Annotated in this window: 15 protein-coding genes; 6 read left to right on the top strand and 9 right to left on the bottom strand. The window is 65.5% G+C overall.

What is annotated here, in order from left to right; translation table 11 throughout:
- Positions 1-208: 208 nt before the first annotated feature.
- Entirely contained in the window at positions 209-1,564 is a 1,356-nt protein-coding gene (locus tag ACP159_RS24690) for an aminotransferase class III-fold pyridoxal phosphate-dependent enzyme (RefSeq protein ID WP_425102349.1), read from the bottom strand.
- Positions 1,565-1,599: 35 nt separating this feature from the next.
- On the bottom strand, positions 1,600-2,370 hold the full coding sequence (locus ACP159_RS24685; RefSeq protein WP_425102348.1) for an IclR family transcriptional regulator: 771 nt from the start codon (positions 2,368-2,370) through the stop codon (positions 1,600-1,602).
- Positions 2,371-2,502: 132 nt separating this feature from the next.
- Between ACP159_RS24685 and ACP159_RS24680 the strand changes: the two genes are divergently transcribed.
- The 5 genes from ACP159_RS24680 to ACP159_RS24660 are packed head-to-tail and all read left to right on the top strand — an operon-like array spanning position 2,503 to position 8,312.
- Positions 2,503-3,438: a tripartite tricarboxylate transporter substrate binding protein gene (locus tag ACP159_RS24680; RefSeq protein ID WP_425102347.1), complete on the top strand. Its 936-nt coding sequence runs from the start codon at positions 2,503-2,505 to the stop codon at positions 3,436-3,438.
- Positions 3,439-3,490: 52 nt separating this feature from the next.
- Complete coding sequence (locus ACP159_RS24675; protein ID WP_425102346.1) at positions 3,491-4,030, top strand: tripartite tricarboxylate transporter TctB family protein; 540 nt, start codon at positions 3,491-3,493, stop codon at positions 4,028-4,030.
- A 12-nt stretch (positions 4,031-4,042) separates the two neighbouring features.
- On the top strand, positions 4,043-5,563 hold the full coding sequence (locus ACP159_RS24670; protein WP_425102345.1) for a tripartite tricarboxylate transporter permease: 1,521 nt from the start codon (positions 4,043-4,045) through the stop codon (positions 5,561-5,563).
- Positions 5,563-7,050 carry an aldehyde dehydrogenase gene (locus tag ACP159_RS24665; RefSeq protein WP_425102344.1) on the top strand — a complete coding sequence of 496 codons (1,488 nt, stop codon included), beginning with the start codon at positions 5,563-5,565 and terminating at the stop codon, positions 7,048-7,050. Before ACP159_RS24670 ends, ACP159_RS24665 begins: the two co-directional genes overlap by 1 nt.
- A complete protein-coding gene (locus ACP159_RS24660; protein ID WP_425102343.1) occupies positions 7,047-8,312 on the top strand; it encodes a Tm-1-like ATP-binding domain-containing protein in 1,266 nt (421 codons plus the stop codon). Before ACP159_RS24665 ends, ACP159_RS24660 begins: the two co-directional genes overlap by 4 nt.
- A 13-nt stretch (positions 8,313-8,325) precedes the next feature.
- On the opposite strand, the gene ACP159_RS24655 is transcribed toward ACP159_RS24660, so the two are convergent.
- Entirely contained in the window at positions 8,326-8,598 is a 273-nt protein-coding gene (locus ACP159_RS24655) for a TRAP transporter large permease subunit (RefSeq protein ID WP_425102342.1), read from the bottom strand.
- A gap of 713 nt (positions 8,599-9,311) precedes the next feature.
- Between ACP159_RS24655 and ACP159_RS24650 the strand changes: the two genes are divergently transcribed.
- Positions 9,312-9,842 carry a GNAT family N-acetyltransferase gene (locus tag ACP159_RS24650; RefSeq protein ID WP_425102341.1) on the top strand — a complete coding sequence of 177 codons (531 nt, stop codon included), beginning with the start codon at positions 9,312-9,314 and terminating at the stop codon, positions 9,840-9,842.
- Here the strand turns inward: ACP159_RS24650 and pqqE are convergent.
- From pqqE to ACP159_RS24620, 6 genes are all read right to left on the bottom strand, one after another.
- Positions 9,815-10,918: a pyrroloquinoline quinone biosynthesis protein PqqE gene (gene pqqE / locus ACP159_RS24645; protein WP_425102340.1), complete on the bottom strand. Its 1,104-nt coding sequence runs from the start codon at positions 10,916-10,918 to the stop codon at positions 9,815-9,817. The two genes, ACP159_RS24650 and pqqE, sit on opposite strands and share 28 nt — an antisense overlap.
- The gene (gene pqqD, locus ACP159_RS24640; protein ID WP_425102339.1) at positions 10,915-11,190 is read right to left on the bottom strand and encodes a pyrroloquinoline quinone biosynthesis peptide chaperone PqqD; all 276 of its coding nucleotides are present in this window, start codon (positions 11,188-11,190) and stop codon (positions 10,915-10,917) included. Before pqqD ends, pqqE begins: the two co-directional genes overlap by 4 nt.
- Positions 11,191-11,940: a pyrroloquinoline-quinone synthase PqqC gene (gene pqqC, locus ACP159_RS24635; RefSeq protein WP_425102338.1), complete on the bottom strand. Its 750-nt coding sequence runs from the start codon at positions 11,938-11,940 to the stop codon at positions 11,191-11,193.
- Positions 11,937-12,833 carry a pyrroloquinoline quinone biosynthesis protein PqqB gene (gene pqqB, locus ACP159_RS24630; RefSeq protein WP_425102337.1) on the bottom strand — a complete coding sequence of 299 codons (897 nt, stop codon included), beginning with the start codon at positions 12,831-12,833 and terminating at the stop codon, positions 11,937-11,939. Before pqqB ends, pqqC begins: the two co-directional genes overlap by 4 nt.
- A gap of 40 nt (positions 12,834-12,873) precedes the next feature.
- Positions 12,874-12,972: a pyrroloquinoline quinone precursor peptide PqqA gene (gene pqqA, locus ACP159_RS24625; RefSeq protein WP_425102336.1), complete on the bottom strand. Its 99-nt coding sequence runs from the start codon at positions 12,970-12,972 to the stop codon at positions 12,874-12,876.
- Between the two features lie 101 nt (positions 12,973-13,073).
- A complete protein-coding gene (locus ACP159_RS24620; protein ID WP_425102335.1) occupies positions 13,074-13,754 on the bottom strand; it encodes a response regulator transcription factor in 681 nt (226 codons plus the stop codon).
- Positions 13,755-13,757 lie beyond the last annotated feature (3 nt).

Genomic DNA, 13,757 nt, shown 5'->3' with positions numbered 1-13,757 from the left:
GGGCGCATCGTCCGGGCTGCCGCCATCCGGTCCCCGGGCCGTTCTGTAACCCTGCCTTTATCCGGCTGATGGCGCAGTCCCTCTCATCGGAAGGGACCGCTATCGGCGGCGCCGGTCCGATGGCGGTGGCCCATGCCCCCCAGAGGACTGGACAGGGTAGCGACGTCCGGACTGCAAGAACCTTGGATTCTCCAGTCTCCCGGGCTGATCAGCTGACCGCCGCGAAGCCCGCGTCCAGTCCGGACAGGATCGTCTCGACGTCAGTCGAGTCGAGCACCAGCGGCGGCGACAGGATGATGTTCGGGCCGGAGATCCGGATCATCGTGCCCGCCTCGAAAGCCGCGCGGTGGATGCGCGCGAGGGTGTCCTTGTGCGCCGGGGCCTTGCTGCTGCGATCCGAGACCAACTCCAGCGCGCACATCAATCCGTGCCCGCCACGGACATCGCCAATCAGCGCGTATTTCTCCTGTAGCGCCAGAAGCCCGGCGTACAGCTGTGCCCCACGCGCGGCGGCGTTGTCCTTGACGGCCAGGCGCTGCGTTTCCTTGAGGCAGGCAATTGCCGCAGCCGCGCCGACCGGGTGGCCAGAATAGGTGTACCCCGAAGCGATGGCAGCCTTGCCAGAGGTGTCCTTCTCGAAGACCTCCGCCACGCTTGCTGCAATCATCACGGCACCGAACGGGAAATACCCGTTGGTGATCGCCTTTGCAGTGCACATCAGGTCCGGCTGCACGCCCCAGTGCCGCGAGCCCGACCAGTCGCCCGTGCGACCGAAGGCCGTGATGACTTCATCCGCGATCAGCAGGATGCCGTACTTCGAACAGATCTCCCGCACCCCCGGCATGAAGCTTTCATGCGGCGGGATGACACCACCGGCGCCGAGTATCGGCTCCATGATGAAGGCGGCAATGGTCGACGGGTCCTGAAAGCGGATCTCGTCCTCGATGTCCGACAGCACCAGCTGCGCCAGCCGCGCCGGATCACTCTCGCCGTACGGGTTGCGATAGGTGTAGGGTGCGGGAACGTGGTAGCAGCCGGGGAGCAGCGGCTCGTACTGGGTGCGGAAGTTCGAATTGCCGTTGACGCTCGCGCCCAGCGTATGCGTCCCGTGGTAGCCCTTTTTCAGCGACAGGTACTTGATCCGCCCGGCCTCGCCCCGGATCTTGTGGTACTGTCGTGCCAGCCGCAGCGCCACTTCCACGGAATCCGAGCCGCCCGAGGTATAGAAGGCCCGCGTCAGCCCATCCGGCGCGAAAAACTCTTTCAGCATCTCCCCCAGTTCGATCACCGCATCGTTCGAGGTGCCCCGGAAGATCGAGTAATACGGCAGCCGGTCCAGCTGCCGCGCGATGGCCTCCTTCACCGGGGCGCAGGAATAGCCGAGGTTCACGTTCCAGAGCCCCCCGACCGCGTCGACCACCTGGTGCCCGTCGACATCGGTGATCCGCACACCATCGCCGTGGGTGATGATGTCCGGCGGGTTCGCCTGGCTTTCGGCAGGATGGACCATCGGGTGCCAGACGGTGCGGGCATTGTGTTCCTTGAGGAAATTCGTGTCTTTCATGGCGGACCTCTTGGGGCAGCGGGCCGGTGCACCGGCTATTTCAGGGGATGGGAGGGCGGCAGGACGCCCCCGAGCGAATGCGTGGCCGCCCGCGCCGCGTCGATCAGCAGCGGGCGGATCTGGGACCATTTCTCTTCCGACGCGCGCACGGCGGGGACAATCACCGCCAGCGCACCAACCGGCTGCCCGGCGGCGTCGAACAGGGCGATGCTTTCCGAGGTCACCTCCTCGTCGAAGGTACGCTCGGCCTTGCCGATGCCGGTTTCCCGGGCGCGTTCGACCATGGCAAGCAGGCTCTCACGGTCGGTCGTCGTCTCGTCGGTGTAACGGGGCAGCGGACCCCCAAGGACCCGCTCGCACAGCTCCGGCGCGGCGAAGGCGAGCACCGCCTGTCCCGAGGACGTCGCATGGAGCGGCAGCATCTCGGCAACATCGAAATGAACCTGGGTTCCGTAGCATTTGGGATCGGCATGAAAGACCGGCGACAACTGGGCGCCCTGCAACAGCGAAACATGAACCAGCTCGCCGATATCGTCCGCCAGCTGGCTCACGATCGGACGCAGCAGGCGCCGCGCCGGATGAGTCGTCTCGCGCACCGCCGCAAGCCGCAGAATCGCCGGGCCGAGCCGATAGGCACGGCTGACGGGAAGCTGCTCCAGAAACCCGTTTTCCTCCAGTTCTCCAAGATGTCGATGCACCGTTGCCTTGTCCCGCCCGGTCAGGCGCACAAATTCGCCCAGACCGATCTCAGGCTTCTCGCGAGAGAAGAAATTCAGCATTTCCAGGGCTTTGGTAATCGTTCCCATCGGTCCTTGCCGGCGTGTCACAATGTTTGTTCGTTGCAGGTGAGACAATTGTTGACAGACGCATCCGAGATTGGCAAGAATATTTTATACCAACGGTTCAAATAATGAACCGTCCAACAATGGAGGTCTCCCGTGAAGAAACTGCTCGCCACCGCCGCAGCGCTCGCCCTGACGCTGCCCCTGGCCGCCCAGGCCGAATACCCGGAAAAGCCGGTCGAATTCGTGGTGCCGTGGCCTCCGGGCGATCTCGAAGACGTGCTGACCCGGATGATTGCCGAGGATTTCCAGAAGACATACGGCGTGCCCGCAGCGGTGGTGAACAAGCCCGGCGGCGGCGGCGGACCCTTCCCGGGTGCCGTCGAGGTGGCCAATGCGGATGCTGACGGCTACACCATCGGATCGTTCATCATCGCCATTCCCGTCGTCGGCCCGCAGATCGGCATTCCCGAACTGAACCCCGACCCGTTCGAGCCGCTCGGCAACTTCCTGACCTATCCTTTCGTGATCGCCGCCAGCGGCGACGCACCCTACGACGACATGGCGGGGCTGGCAGACTACGCCAAGGGCAACGACGTCGTGCTCGGCCACTTCGGCACGCCGCTGGTGCCAACACGGGTGACCATGGCGCTGGCCAAGGAGATGGGCTTCTCCTACGCGGCCGACGCCGCCTTCGACACACTGGACTGCAATACGCTGGCCTCGGGCGACGTGGACGTGATCAACACGACGCTTCAGCTGATCCTCCCCTGCCTCGACAAGGTCAAGGTTCTGGCCTCCATTGGTGCCGAGCGCATCGCTCTGACGCCGGACACACCGACGGTGGCCGAACTGGCCCCGACGCTCGACGCGGCGCTGTGGAACGGGCTTTTCGTCCGCAAGGGAACGCCGGACGATGTGCGCGAGAAGATCATCGCCGTCGCCAGGGAAACGGTCATGTCCGAGCGTGCGCAGAAGCTCGCCGCAGAGACCGGCGCACTGGTCTACTGGCAGGACGCCGACGCCGTGAAGGCGCAGATCGCCAAGGACCAGGAAACGCTGGCGCGCATCAGCGCCATGCTTGACCAGTGATACCAGACCACGGGCGGCCCATCGGCCGCCCGCTTCATGACAGGGGGTAAGAATGGCCGGATTCCGGACACTGAAAGCCATGTTCCGCCGCTACCGGCGGCCCGGTGACATCGTCTTTGCCTGGGTCTTCCTCGCCATTTCGCTGCTCCTGCTGTCGCAGATCGCATCCGAGACGGTCTGGAAACCCGGCGGCAAACTGTTTGCACAGCCGCGTTTCTGGCCCACCGTCTCGCTGATCGGCATGTCCCTCTTCGCGGCGCTTCACCTCGCCGGCTCGGCCTTGTCCGAGCGGCTGGAGGGGCGCTGGCGCGAGGTGCTGACCTGGGCACGTTCGTTGGAATTCGCCGCGTGGTTCATCGTCTATGCCCTTGTCGTGCCCTATGCCGGATACCTGCCGACAACCGTGGTCTTCGCGGTTCTCCTGCTGATCCGCTGCGGCTACGGCTCGCTCAGGATGCTGGGCTGGGGCGCGATCACGGCCTTCGCCATCGTGGTGCTGTTCAAGGCTTTCCTGCAGGTGAAGCTGCCCGGCGGCGCGGTCTACGAGTTCCTACCGGACGGGTTGCGCCAGTTCATGCTGACCTATTTCTGAGGACCACGCATCATGGAAACCCTTCTCGCCGGTGCCGAACTGCTCATGCGCTGGGACGTGGTGATGGCGCTGCTCGTCGGCTCCATCGGCGGCGTCATCATCGGAGCGATCCCCGGTGTCGGCCCGGCCGTCGCCATCGCGATCCTGCTGCCCGCCACATTCGCCTTCGAACCGATCGTCGGCTTGACCATGCTGCTCGGCATCTATGGGTCCAGCATGTACGGTGGTGCTCTCCCCGCCGTGCTGATCAACACCCCGGGCACCGCCGTCAACGCGCTGACCACCTATGACGGCTACCCGATGACTCAGAAGGGCGAGGCACGGCGGGCGTTGTCGCTGGCCTATACCGCCAGCTTCTGGGGCGGGATCTTCGGCATCCTGTGCCTGATTTTCCTGTCTCCCGTGCTGGCACTTGTGGCCCCGATGTTCGGCTCGCGCGAGATCTTCCTCGCCGCCCTGCTCGGCATCGTCTTGGTGGTGCTCGCCCACCGTGGGCAGGTCTTTGCCGCCGGGATGCTCGCCATGCTGGGCATCTTCCTGCAGACCATCGGTCTCGACGCGGTGACCTACACCCAACGCTTCACCTTCGGGCAGTCCTGGCTCTCCTCGGGCGTCAACCTGATCGTAGTCGTTCTCGGCCTCTTCGCCCTGTCGCAGGCCTTCCTGCTGCTGGTCGAACGGGACGACAGCCCGAAAGCGCAGCCGCTCACCGGTTCGCTCACGTCGGGCTTCCGCGAGGTCGCGCGGCACAAGCGTGTCGCGACCGTCTCCTCCGGCATCGGCGTCCTGATGGGCATGATCCCCGGCGTCGGCGAGTTCACAGCGCAGTTTCTCAGCTATACCTACGCCCGGAAGACTTCCAAAGCGCCCGAGCTGTTCGGCAAAGGCTCGCCCGAGGGTCTGATCGCCTCCGAGGCATCGAACAACGCCGTGCCCGCCGCCGCGATGATCCCGTTGCTGGCGCTCGGCATCCCGGGCGAAGCCTTGACCGCCATGATGCTCTCGGTCTTCTACGTGCACAACGTGATCCCCGGCCCGGGCCTGTTCCAGAACCAGCTGGATTTCGTCTATGCTCTCTATCTCGCGCTGATCCTGCTGAACGTGATCGTGATCCTGTTCCTGATGGTCTCGACCAACCTGCTGACCCGGATCATCCGCATCCCGACCCGCTTTCTCGGCGTGATGATCCTCCTGCTCAGCTTCGTCGGCGTCTACTCGCTGCGCAACTCGCTGACCGACTGCATGATCGCCGCCGGGTTCGGGGTCTTCGGGTTGATCCTGAAACGGCTGAACCTGCCCATCGTGCCGATCATCCTCGGCATGGTGCTGGGCAACATCATGGAGGTGAAGCTCCGCTCGGCCATGGCGCGGATCAAGACGCCCTGGGACATGATCGACCGCCCCATCGCCTTCCTGCTCTTCCTGGCCATTTTCGCGGTGCTGGCCCTGCACGTCCGCACCGTGATCCGCGAACACGCGGCGCAGGAGGGCGAGGAAGACCATGACATTCACAATACGCACATGGGACAGTAATGCTCGACCTCGACCGTATCGCGGCGCTCCGCCACGCACCCGTCCCGCCCGCGCGGCACATCATCGACGGCAAGCGCTGCGCGGCCTCCGATGGCGCAACCGTCGACGTCATCTCTCCTGTCGACGGTTTGCCCTTCGCAACGATGGCCTGGGGTGACAAGGCCGACGCGGAGGCCGCCATCGCCGCCGCCCGCAGTGCCTTCGACGATGGCCGCTGGTCCGGGCTGCCGCCCGCGCGCCGCAAGGCCGTGCTGCTGAAGTGGGCGGAGCTGATCGAGCAGGAGGCATTGGACCTCGCCGTCCTCGGCGTGCGCAACAACGGAACGGAAATCGGCATGGCCCTCAAGGCGGAGCCACTCTCCGCCGTCGCCACCATCCGGTATTACGCGGAGGCTCTGGACAAGCTCTACGGCGAAATCGCCCCGACCGAGCCCGGTGTCCTGGGACTCGTCCACCGAGAGCCGGTCGGCGTGGTCGGGGCTATCGTGCCCTGGAACTTCCCGCTGATGATCGGAGCCTGGAAGCTCGCTCCGGCGCTGGCGGCAGGCAATTCCGTGGTCTTGAAACCGGCGGAAACGGCCTCACTGACGCTGGTCCGCATCGCGGAACTGGCACTGGACGCCGGGTTGCCACCGGGCGTGCTGAACGTGGTGTCCGGCCCTGGTGCGACAGTGGGAGAGGCAATAGCCCTGTCCAACGAGGTCGACGTTCTGGTCTTTACCGGCTCGGGGCGCACCGGTCGTCGACTTCTGGAATACGCCGCCCGGTCGAACATGAAGCGCGTCTACCTGGAGCTTGGTGGCAAATCCCCGAACATCGTTTTCGCTGACGCGCCGGATCTGAAGGAAGCGGTGAAGGTCTCCGCCAACGGCATCTTCCGCAATTCCGGGCAGGTCTGCATTGCCGGATCGCGGCTTCTGGTCGAGCGCTCCATCCACGATGCGTTTGTCGCGGAACTGGCAACCTTTGCGCAAACCATGGCCGTCGGGGACCCGCTGGACCCGGCGACCGCCGCAGGCGCGGTCAACTCGTTGACGCAACTGGAGCAGACCCTGCGGTTCGTCGAGGAGGCCCGCGCGGCGGGCCGCCGGATCGTCACGGGCGGTCATCGCATGCACGAAGAGACTGGTGGCTATTACATGGCCCCCACCATCATCACGGGCGTCACCCCGGAGGATCGCCTCGCGCAGGAGGAAGTGTTCGGCCCGGTCCTCGCCGTGATCCCCTTCGACACCGAGGACGAAGCCGTCGCGATTGCCAACGGCACCGACTATGGCCTCGCTGCGGCGGTCTGGACGTCCAACCTGTCGCGCGCGCACCGCATGGTGCAGCGGATCAGGGCGGGCCTCGTGCATGTCAACACCTACGGCGGATCGGACGGCACCGTGCCCCTCGGCGGCGTCAAGCAATCCGGCAATGGCCACGACAAGTCTTTGCACGCCTTCGACAAGTATCTCGACCTCAAGACAGCCTGGATCAAGCTATGACGACCCGCACCATCCTGATCGTCGGAACCTATGACACCAAGGACGACGAGCTGAACTACCTTGCCGACGTGATCCGCGGTCAGGGTGGACAGGTCCTGACCATGGACGTCAGCGTTCTGGGCGATCCGTCCCGACCCTGCGATCTCTCGAAGCACGATGTCGCGCAGGAGGGCGGCCACACGATCCGGGAGGCCATCGACGGCGGCGACGAGAACCTCGCCATGCAGATCATGGCCAAGGGCGCGTCACTGCTGGCGGCCCGTCTGCATCGCGAGGGACGCTTCGACGGCGTCATCGTGCTCGGCGGTACCATGGGCACCGACCTTGCGCTCGACGTCTGCTCGGCCCTGCCGCTGGGGGTGCCCAAGTACATCGTCTCGACGGTAAGCTTCTCCCCCCTGATCCCCGCCGAGCGCCTGCCTGCGGACGTGCAGATGATCCTCTGGGCCGGGGGGCTCTACGGGTTGAACTCGGTCTGCAAGGCCTCGCTGTCACAAGCCGCCGGGGCCGTTCTGGGGGCTGCCCGCGCTGTCGAGCCTCCGAAACGGGACCGTCCGCTGATCGGCATGACCTCCTTTGGCAAGACGGTCCTGCGATACATGGTGACGCTCAAGCCCGAACTCGAAAAACGCGGCTACGAGGTCGCGGTCTTCCATGCGACGGGCATGGGCGGACGTGCCTTCGAAAGCCTCGCCGCGCAGGGTGCCTTTGCCGCCGTCATGGACTTCGCCCCGCAGGAAGTCGGCAATCTGATCATGGGCTCGACCATCACGGCGGGCGCCGACCGCATGACCAACGCGGGCCGGGCGGGCATTCCGCAGATCGTGGCGCCCGGATGCTATGACCTCGTGGATTTCGCCGGCTGGCAGGAGGTCCCCGCCAGGGCGCGGGGGCAGGCAGTTCATGCCCACAATCGCTTGCTGTCGTCCGTGATGATGACCTTGGACCAACGGCGCGAGATGGCCCGGACCCTGTGCGACCGGCTCGCACTGGCAGCGGCCCCGGTGACCTTCGTTCTGCCGCTGCAGGGTGGCAACGAATGGGACCGCCCCGGCGGCCCGCTGCACGACGCGGAGGGCCTTCAGGCCTTTGTCGAGGAATTGCGTGCACACTGTCCGCCAACCGTCACGCTCATGGAACTGGACGCCCATATCAACGACGACGCATTCTGCCACACGGTGCTGGCCCTGTTCGACGCATGGTGCGCGGCGGGCATCGTGAAAGACCGGCACCGCGGCGAGACCACCACCTTGCCCGAATGACGGTGTTCCTGGGTCAAAGCGACGGCAACCAGGGAACGAGAATCGGAAAGGCCATCAGCAACGCAGCGTGCTGGATGTCGGCGACCACGAAGGACCCGGTCCCGCGAAAAATGGAGATCAGGGGAGTGTCCAGCGCCGCGCCGCTCAGGACGTGGACATTCGTGCCGACGGGCGGGGAGACGCGTGCGGTCTCGGTCATGCGGACAACCAGAATGCCGAACAGCACGGCGATATGGCCAAGCCCCGTCACCAGAGGAAAAAGCAGCGGCACGGTCAGCGTCATCATCGTGGAGGCATCTGTCCCGTTTTGGTGCCGCCCCAAGTGCTCGTTCTAGCCACCTTCCGTTCGAAAGCGACGGGGCTTTTCCAGCCCGGTGCTGAGTGCCTTCGGCGTGGATTGCAGAAGCCGTTTACGTATTGGAAGATGGCCAATTCTGCTTTTCGACGAGTCTGCCATCACAGGTGCGGAAGTCCATCCGAGGCGACTTGGGTTTTGCGGATATTGCTGCAGCCTGGACGAAAAGCGAGCCCCTCCGTCAACGCATCGTTCGGCGGATAGCCGGAACAGACTCGCTGGATCACCGTGCGCCTCGTGCCGCAGCCCCGCGCCTGACACCCGGCACGGCGCATGGGCATAGGCCCGCCGAAGGCGTCCTGCCAGCGCGGAAGGCATCGCGGGTTTCGAGGGTGTGAGGCTGCGGTCTTGCACCGACGAGGCGAAGCGCGGCGGCGCAGAAGCGGACCGGGATGTCCCGGCCCCGAATGAAGAGCGCCGAACACAGCTGATACTCCCATCGACGTTTCGCCAATGCCCGGCACTCGGCCTTGTGCGCATCGGCAGGGCCGGCCCAAAGGAGAAGACGCGGATCAATCGCGGGACGGGCATCCGCGCATTTTCGCCATGCCGCTGCTCCGCATAGACGGGAATACGACGTGTTGACGGTCCCACGGGGCATTGTAGGCTGACGTCGTTCAAGCGCTGCACAGGGACAGGCCGACATGACAGACCTCATCCTGCGCCGACCGGAAGAACGCGACATTCCGGACCTTCTGGCCCTGATGCGCCGCCCCGCGGTGCAATGGGGCACGGGGCGGCTGCCGTTCCAGAGCGACGACTACATAACGTCCCGCGTGCGCAACCCCGCCGAGGGAACCTACAGCATTGCCGCCGAGCGGGATGGAGTGGCCATCGGGCTCGTGACGATTGTGCGCGGGCGCGACCGGCGGGCCCATACCGGCGCGCTGGCGATCACGGTGCATGACGCCCACCACCGGCAGGGTGTCGGGCGACGGTTGATGGAGGCCAGTCTCGACCTGGCGGACAACTGGCCCGGGTTGATACGTCTGGAACTGACGGTCAACGCGGACAATGTCGGGGCAATCGCGCTCTACAGGACATTCGGGTTCGAGGACGAAGGCGTAAGCCGCGCGGACCTGCTGCGGGGCGGGGTCTATGTGGACACGTTGCGCATGGGGCGGTTGGTCGCGCCGCCCTCACACGGTCAGGCCCGTTCCGGGGTCTTGCGATAGGTGAGCTCCGCGGACGCCGCCGCGTGAGCATCGGCCTGGGTACGCAGCATTCCATGCGCCGGGGATTTGACGCAGACCGGGTCCGTAGCCTCCGGATCACCCAGGATCGCCATAGCCTGACAGCGGCAGCCGCCGAAATCCTTGAGCTTGCGCTCGCAACTGCTGCATGGCTCCTTCATCCATCCCGTGCCACGATAGGCGTTGAAGGCGCTGCCGTCGAACCAGATGTCCCTGAGGGGCTTCTTCAGGACAGTGTCGAAGACCAGATGCGGGATCGACTGCGCGGCGTGGCAGGGCAGGACGGTACCGTCCGGCGCGATGTTCAGGCCGGTGGTGCCCCAGCCCCCCATGCAGCGTTTGGGGTAGTCCGAGTGATAGTCGGCGGGGACGTAATCCAGCACCAATTGCCCCTTGAGCCGAACCCGAGCCTCGTTGACGATCCGCGTCGCCTCCTGCGCCTGCTCCCGCGTCGGCATCAGCGCATCGCGGTTCTTCAGCGCCCAGCCGTGGAACTGCACCGTCGCGACTTCGATCCGCCGTGCGCCCATCTCGAGCGCCATGTCGATGGCGCGGGGCAGCTGGTGCAGGTTGCGGCGGTGCAGGACGGCGTTCAGGGTAAGGGGAAAGCCGATTGCGGAGATCCACTCGGCCACCTGCATCTTGCGTTTGTAACCACCCTGATAGCCGCCGATCTCGTCGGCCATCTCGGGCGTGGTGCCTTGCAGGGAAAGCTGGATATGGTCGAGCCCGGCCTCGTCCAGTTCCTTCAGGCGCTTTTCAGAGAGGCCGATGCCGGAGGTGATGAGATTGGTGTAAAGCCCCGCGTCGCGGGCGGCTTTGACAAGCTCGGTCAGGTCGCGCCGGGAAGCAGGCTCACCGCCAGAGAGGTGCAGTTGCAAGACACCAAGCGCCGCCGCCTGTTGGAAAACGTCGATCCACTGCTCGGTCGACAGCTCCTGATCCTGCCGGGCCATTTCGACAGGGTTGGAGCAATAGGGGCAGGACAGCGGGCAGCGGTGGGTCAGCTCGGCCAGCATGGCGATGGGCGGCGCGACAGGAGGGCGTGGAGCGTTCATGGCGTCACGTCCAGAAAGCGGCGGTCGCGCAGCGCGCCGAGAAACCCGGCGCTGTCGGCAGCGATCTGCTCCTGCGGGGCATTGTATTTCTCGGACAGAGCCAGGGTGATCTCGCCAAAGCTTCGGGTGCCGTCGACTTCGGACAGGACCGCGTGGCCGACAGCGTCGAGCGTCACCGCGCGTTCCGGGGCAAGCAGCACCCATGTCTCGCGGATCTTGTCGAAATGCAGCCGCACGCCGCGCGGCAGACTCGGGATGTCCTCGGGGTTCATTCAGGATGCCTTTTGCAGCAGGAGGCCAGTGCCCGGCTGCCATGCACCGGGCGGGATGCGGGCGGGTTCGACATAGGCGGACCAGAGTGCGTCAAGTTGGCACCAGAGCACATCCGTCTTGAAGATCAGCGCCTCGGCGGCCATGTCCTGCTTCTCCTGCGTATCCGCATGGTCGAGCACCCATTTGAGGCCAAAGGCGACGTCCTTCGGCGCTTCCTTCAGGCGATTCCTGAAATAGGACAGCGAGGAGTCGTCTGCGAAGGCGTAGTTCTTCAACAGCCCTTCGATGCGGTTTGCGTGGATCTTCGGCGCGAAAAGCTCGGTGAGCGAGGAGGCCACGGCCTCCAGTAGCGTCTTGTCCCGCACGAAGCGCACATAGGCGTCGCAGGCGAATTTCGTCGCTGGCAGCACACCCTTGCGCGAGGCGACATAGGCCGGATCGAGGCCCACCGCCTCGGCCAGACGCAGCCAGCGGCGAATGCCGCCTTCGTTCTCGGATGTGCCGTCATGGTCCTCGATGCGCGAGCGCCAGGCGCGGCGCAGGTCCGGCTCCTCGACGCGGGACATGAAGGCGGCGTCCTTCATCGGGATGGTATGCTGGTAGTAATAGCGGTTGAGCACCCAGGCACGCACCTCGTCCGGAGTGCAGTGCCCGCCGTGCAGGCGGTCGTGGAAGGGGTGGAGGTCATGATACCGCTCCGCCCCGATCTGGCGCAGGCGGGCTTCGAAATCGTCGCGGGATTGCGTCATAGCTCAAGCTCCATGCCGTCCTGTCCGATGGTCCAGCCGGCGGCTTCCGCCTCGGCCTTCTCGTCGGAGGCTGGGCGCAGAACGGGGTTCGTGTTGTTCATGTGGACGAAGATCTTGCGGGCGATGTCCAGGCCTTCAAAGGCGGCAATCGAGCCGTCCGGGCCGCTCATCGACATATGACCCATGCGCGCGCCGGTCTTCTGGCCCAGCCCTTCGCGGATCATCTCGTCGTTGCGCCAGAGCGTGCCATCAAAGAAGACGGCATCCGCGCCGTCGATCCTCGCCCGAAGGTCATCGGTCAGCCGGGCGCAGCCGGGGATGTAGAAGGCTTTCGTGGAGCGGCAGACAAGCTCGACGCCGACGGTCTGCTCGCCCATCAGCTCGGTCTCGACCGTCTCGCCTTCCATGTAGAGCGGCACCTTGCCGGGTACGGGGAAGAGCGTGGCGGTCAGGCCGGGGGCGGGTTCGAAGGGCGTGCCAAGCTCGATCACCCGGCGCGGCACGACTTCGCCGCGCAGCGCGTCGAAAACCGGGTTCTGCGCCAGCACGTCATGGATGCCCTGCGTGGCGTAAAGGGCAAAGGGCTGCACCTCGCGGAGCGTAAGTAGTCCCGCGACGTGGTCGATATCGCCGTTGGTCAGGATGACCGACGCAAGCGGCAGAGATCGCAGGCCCGTTGGATGGAGAGGGGGCGTCTGCGCCAGCTGCTGGCGGATGTCGGGAGACGCGTTGAGGATGGTCCAGTCGGTGCCATTGGCCGTGACGGCGAGCGAGGACTGGGTCTGGCTCGGGATCTCGCCCGCGCGGGCGAGCCTGCAGTTGGTGCAGCCGCAATTCCACTGGGGCAACCCGCCCCCCGCCGCGGCACCGAGAATGCGTGCGCGAAGGGTCATCGTTTCAATCCCGATTCCTTCCGCGCACGCAACCCGTCACTCAGAACAGCACGCCGCCGGCGTCATCGCCATCGGGGCCGTACATGTTGATTTCCATGCCGCACTGAATTTCGCGGATCGTCGGTTTGGTCCAGGCCATAGCGTTTCTCCTCCTGCTGGATGGTCCTGCCCCGAGGATGCACGGGGGCACCCCGGCAGGCGACTCTTATGTTCTAAGACAAGGGTAGACCATCGTCTGGGTCAGCGGGGGGTTGCCTCGGGGGCGAGACCGTCGAGACAGAACCCCTTGTTGCGGATGGTCTTGATCTCGAAGCCGAAATCCGCTTCGGCGAGCTTGCGACGAAGGTAGCCTATGTAGACGTCCACGACGTTCTCGTTGCCGCTGTCCCCGGCCCAAAGCGCATCGAAGATCGCCCCACGCGGGAGCGGCGCGCCCGGAGCCTGCGCAAGGAGCGCCAGGAGATCGTACTCCCGTTCGGTCAGGGTGACCTCGCCGGAGGCGCAAGTCAGTTGGCGCGAGCGCCGGTGCAGCCGGGCGGGCACGGGACGGGCAGCGCGGCTGCGGTGTTCCTGCACCCTCAGCCGCGCGACCAGTTCGTCGAAGGTGAAGGGTTTCACCACATAGTCATCCGCACCGGCCTCCAGACCGGCCGTCCGGTGCTCTACCTCCGACAGGGCGGAGAGCATCAGGATCGGCAGCGTCGCCCCGTCCTGCCGCGCGGTCCGGACAAGGTCCAGCCCGCTGTCTGCGCCCAGCATCACGTCGATGATCGCCCCGGAGAAACCGCCACGGCGCAGCCGGTCGAGCGCCATGTCGGCGCGGTTCTCGGTCTGCGTGTCATACCCGTGCAGCCCGAGGCCCCGCGCCAGGGCGGAGGTGATCTCGGGGTCGTCGTCTACGATGAGCAGGCGGGTCGTCATGGG

The organism is Tropicibacter sp. S64, from assembly GCF_049803835.1.
In the GTDB taxonomy this organism is placed as follows: domain Bacteria; phylum Pseudomonadota; class Alphaproteobacteria; order Rhodobacterales; family Rhodobacteraceae; genus Pacificoceanicola.
The sequence above is the reverse complement of the archived record's forward strand: the minus strand, read 5'-3'. Positions and strand labels throughout refer to the sequence as shown.

Bases quoted from the DNA above. Each gene is read 5' to 3' on its own strand.
- ACP159_RS24690 (WP_425102349.1), bottom strand. From the start codon at position 1,564: ATGAAAGACACGAATTTCCTCAAGGAACACAATGCCCGCACCGTCTGG.
- ACP159_RS24685 (WP_425102348.1), bottom strand. From the start codon at position 2,370: ATGGGAACGATTACCAAAGCCCTGGAAATGCTGAATTTCTTCTCTCGC.
- ACP159_RS24675 (WP_425102346.1), top strand. From the start codon at position 3,491: ATGGCCGGATTCCGGACACTGAAAGCCATGTTCCGCCGCTACCGGCGG.
- ACP159_RS24670 (WP_425102345.1), top strand. From the start codon at position 4,043: ATGGAAACCCTTCTCGCCGGTGCCGAACTGCTCATGCGCTGGGACGTG.
- ACP159_RS24665 (WP_425102344.1), top strand. From the start codon at position 5,563: ATGCTCGACCTCGACCGTATCGCGGCGCTCCGCCACGCACCCGTCCCG.
- ACP159_RS24660 (WP_425102343.1), top strand. From the start codon at position 7,047: ATGACGACCCGCACCATCCTGATCGTCGGAACCTATGACACCAAGGAC.
- ACP159_RS24655 (WP_425102342.1), bottom strand. From the start codon at position 8,598: ATGATGACGCTGACCGTGCCGCTGCTTTTTCCTCTGGTGACGGGGCTT.
- ACP159_RS24650 (WP_425102341.1), top strand. From the start codon at position 9,312: ATGACAGACCTCATCCTGCGCCGACCGGAAGAACGCGACATTCCGGAC.
- pqqE (WP_425102340.1), bottom strand. From the start codon at position 10,918: ATGAACGCTCCACGCCCTCCTGTCGCGCCGCCCATCGCCATGCTGGCC.
- pqqD (WP_425102339.1), bottom strand. From the start codon at position 11,190: ATGAACCCCGAGGACATCCCGAGTCTGCCGCGCGGCGTGCGGCTGCAT.
- pqqC (WP_425102338.1), bottom strand. From the start codon at position 11,940: ATGACGCAATCCCGCGACGATTTCGAAGCCCGCCTGCGCCAGATCGGG.
- pqqB (WP_425102337.1), bottom strand. From the start codon at position 12,833: ATGACCCTTCGCGCACGCATTCTCGGTGCCGCGGCGGGGGGCGGGTTG.
- pqqA (WP_425102336.1), bottom strand. From the start codon at position 12,972: ATGGCCTGGACCAAACCGACGATCCGCGAAATTCAGTGCGGCATGGAA.
- ACP159_RS24620 (WP_425102335.1), bottom strand. From the start codon at position 13,754: ATGACGACCCGCCTGCTCATCGTAGACGACGACCCCGAGATCACCTCC.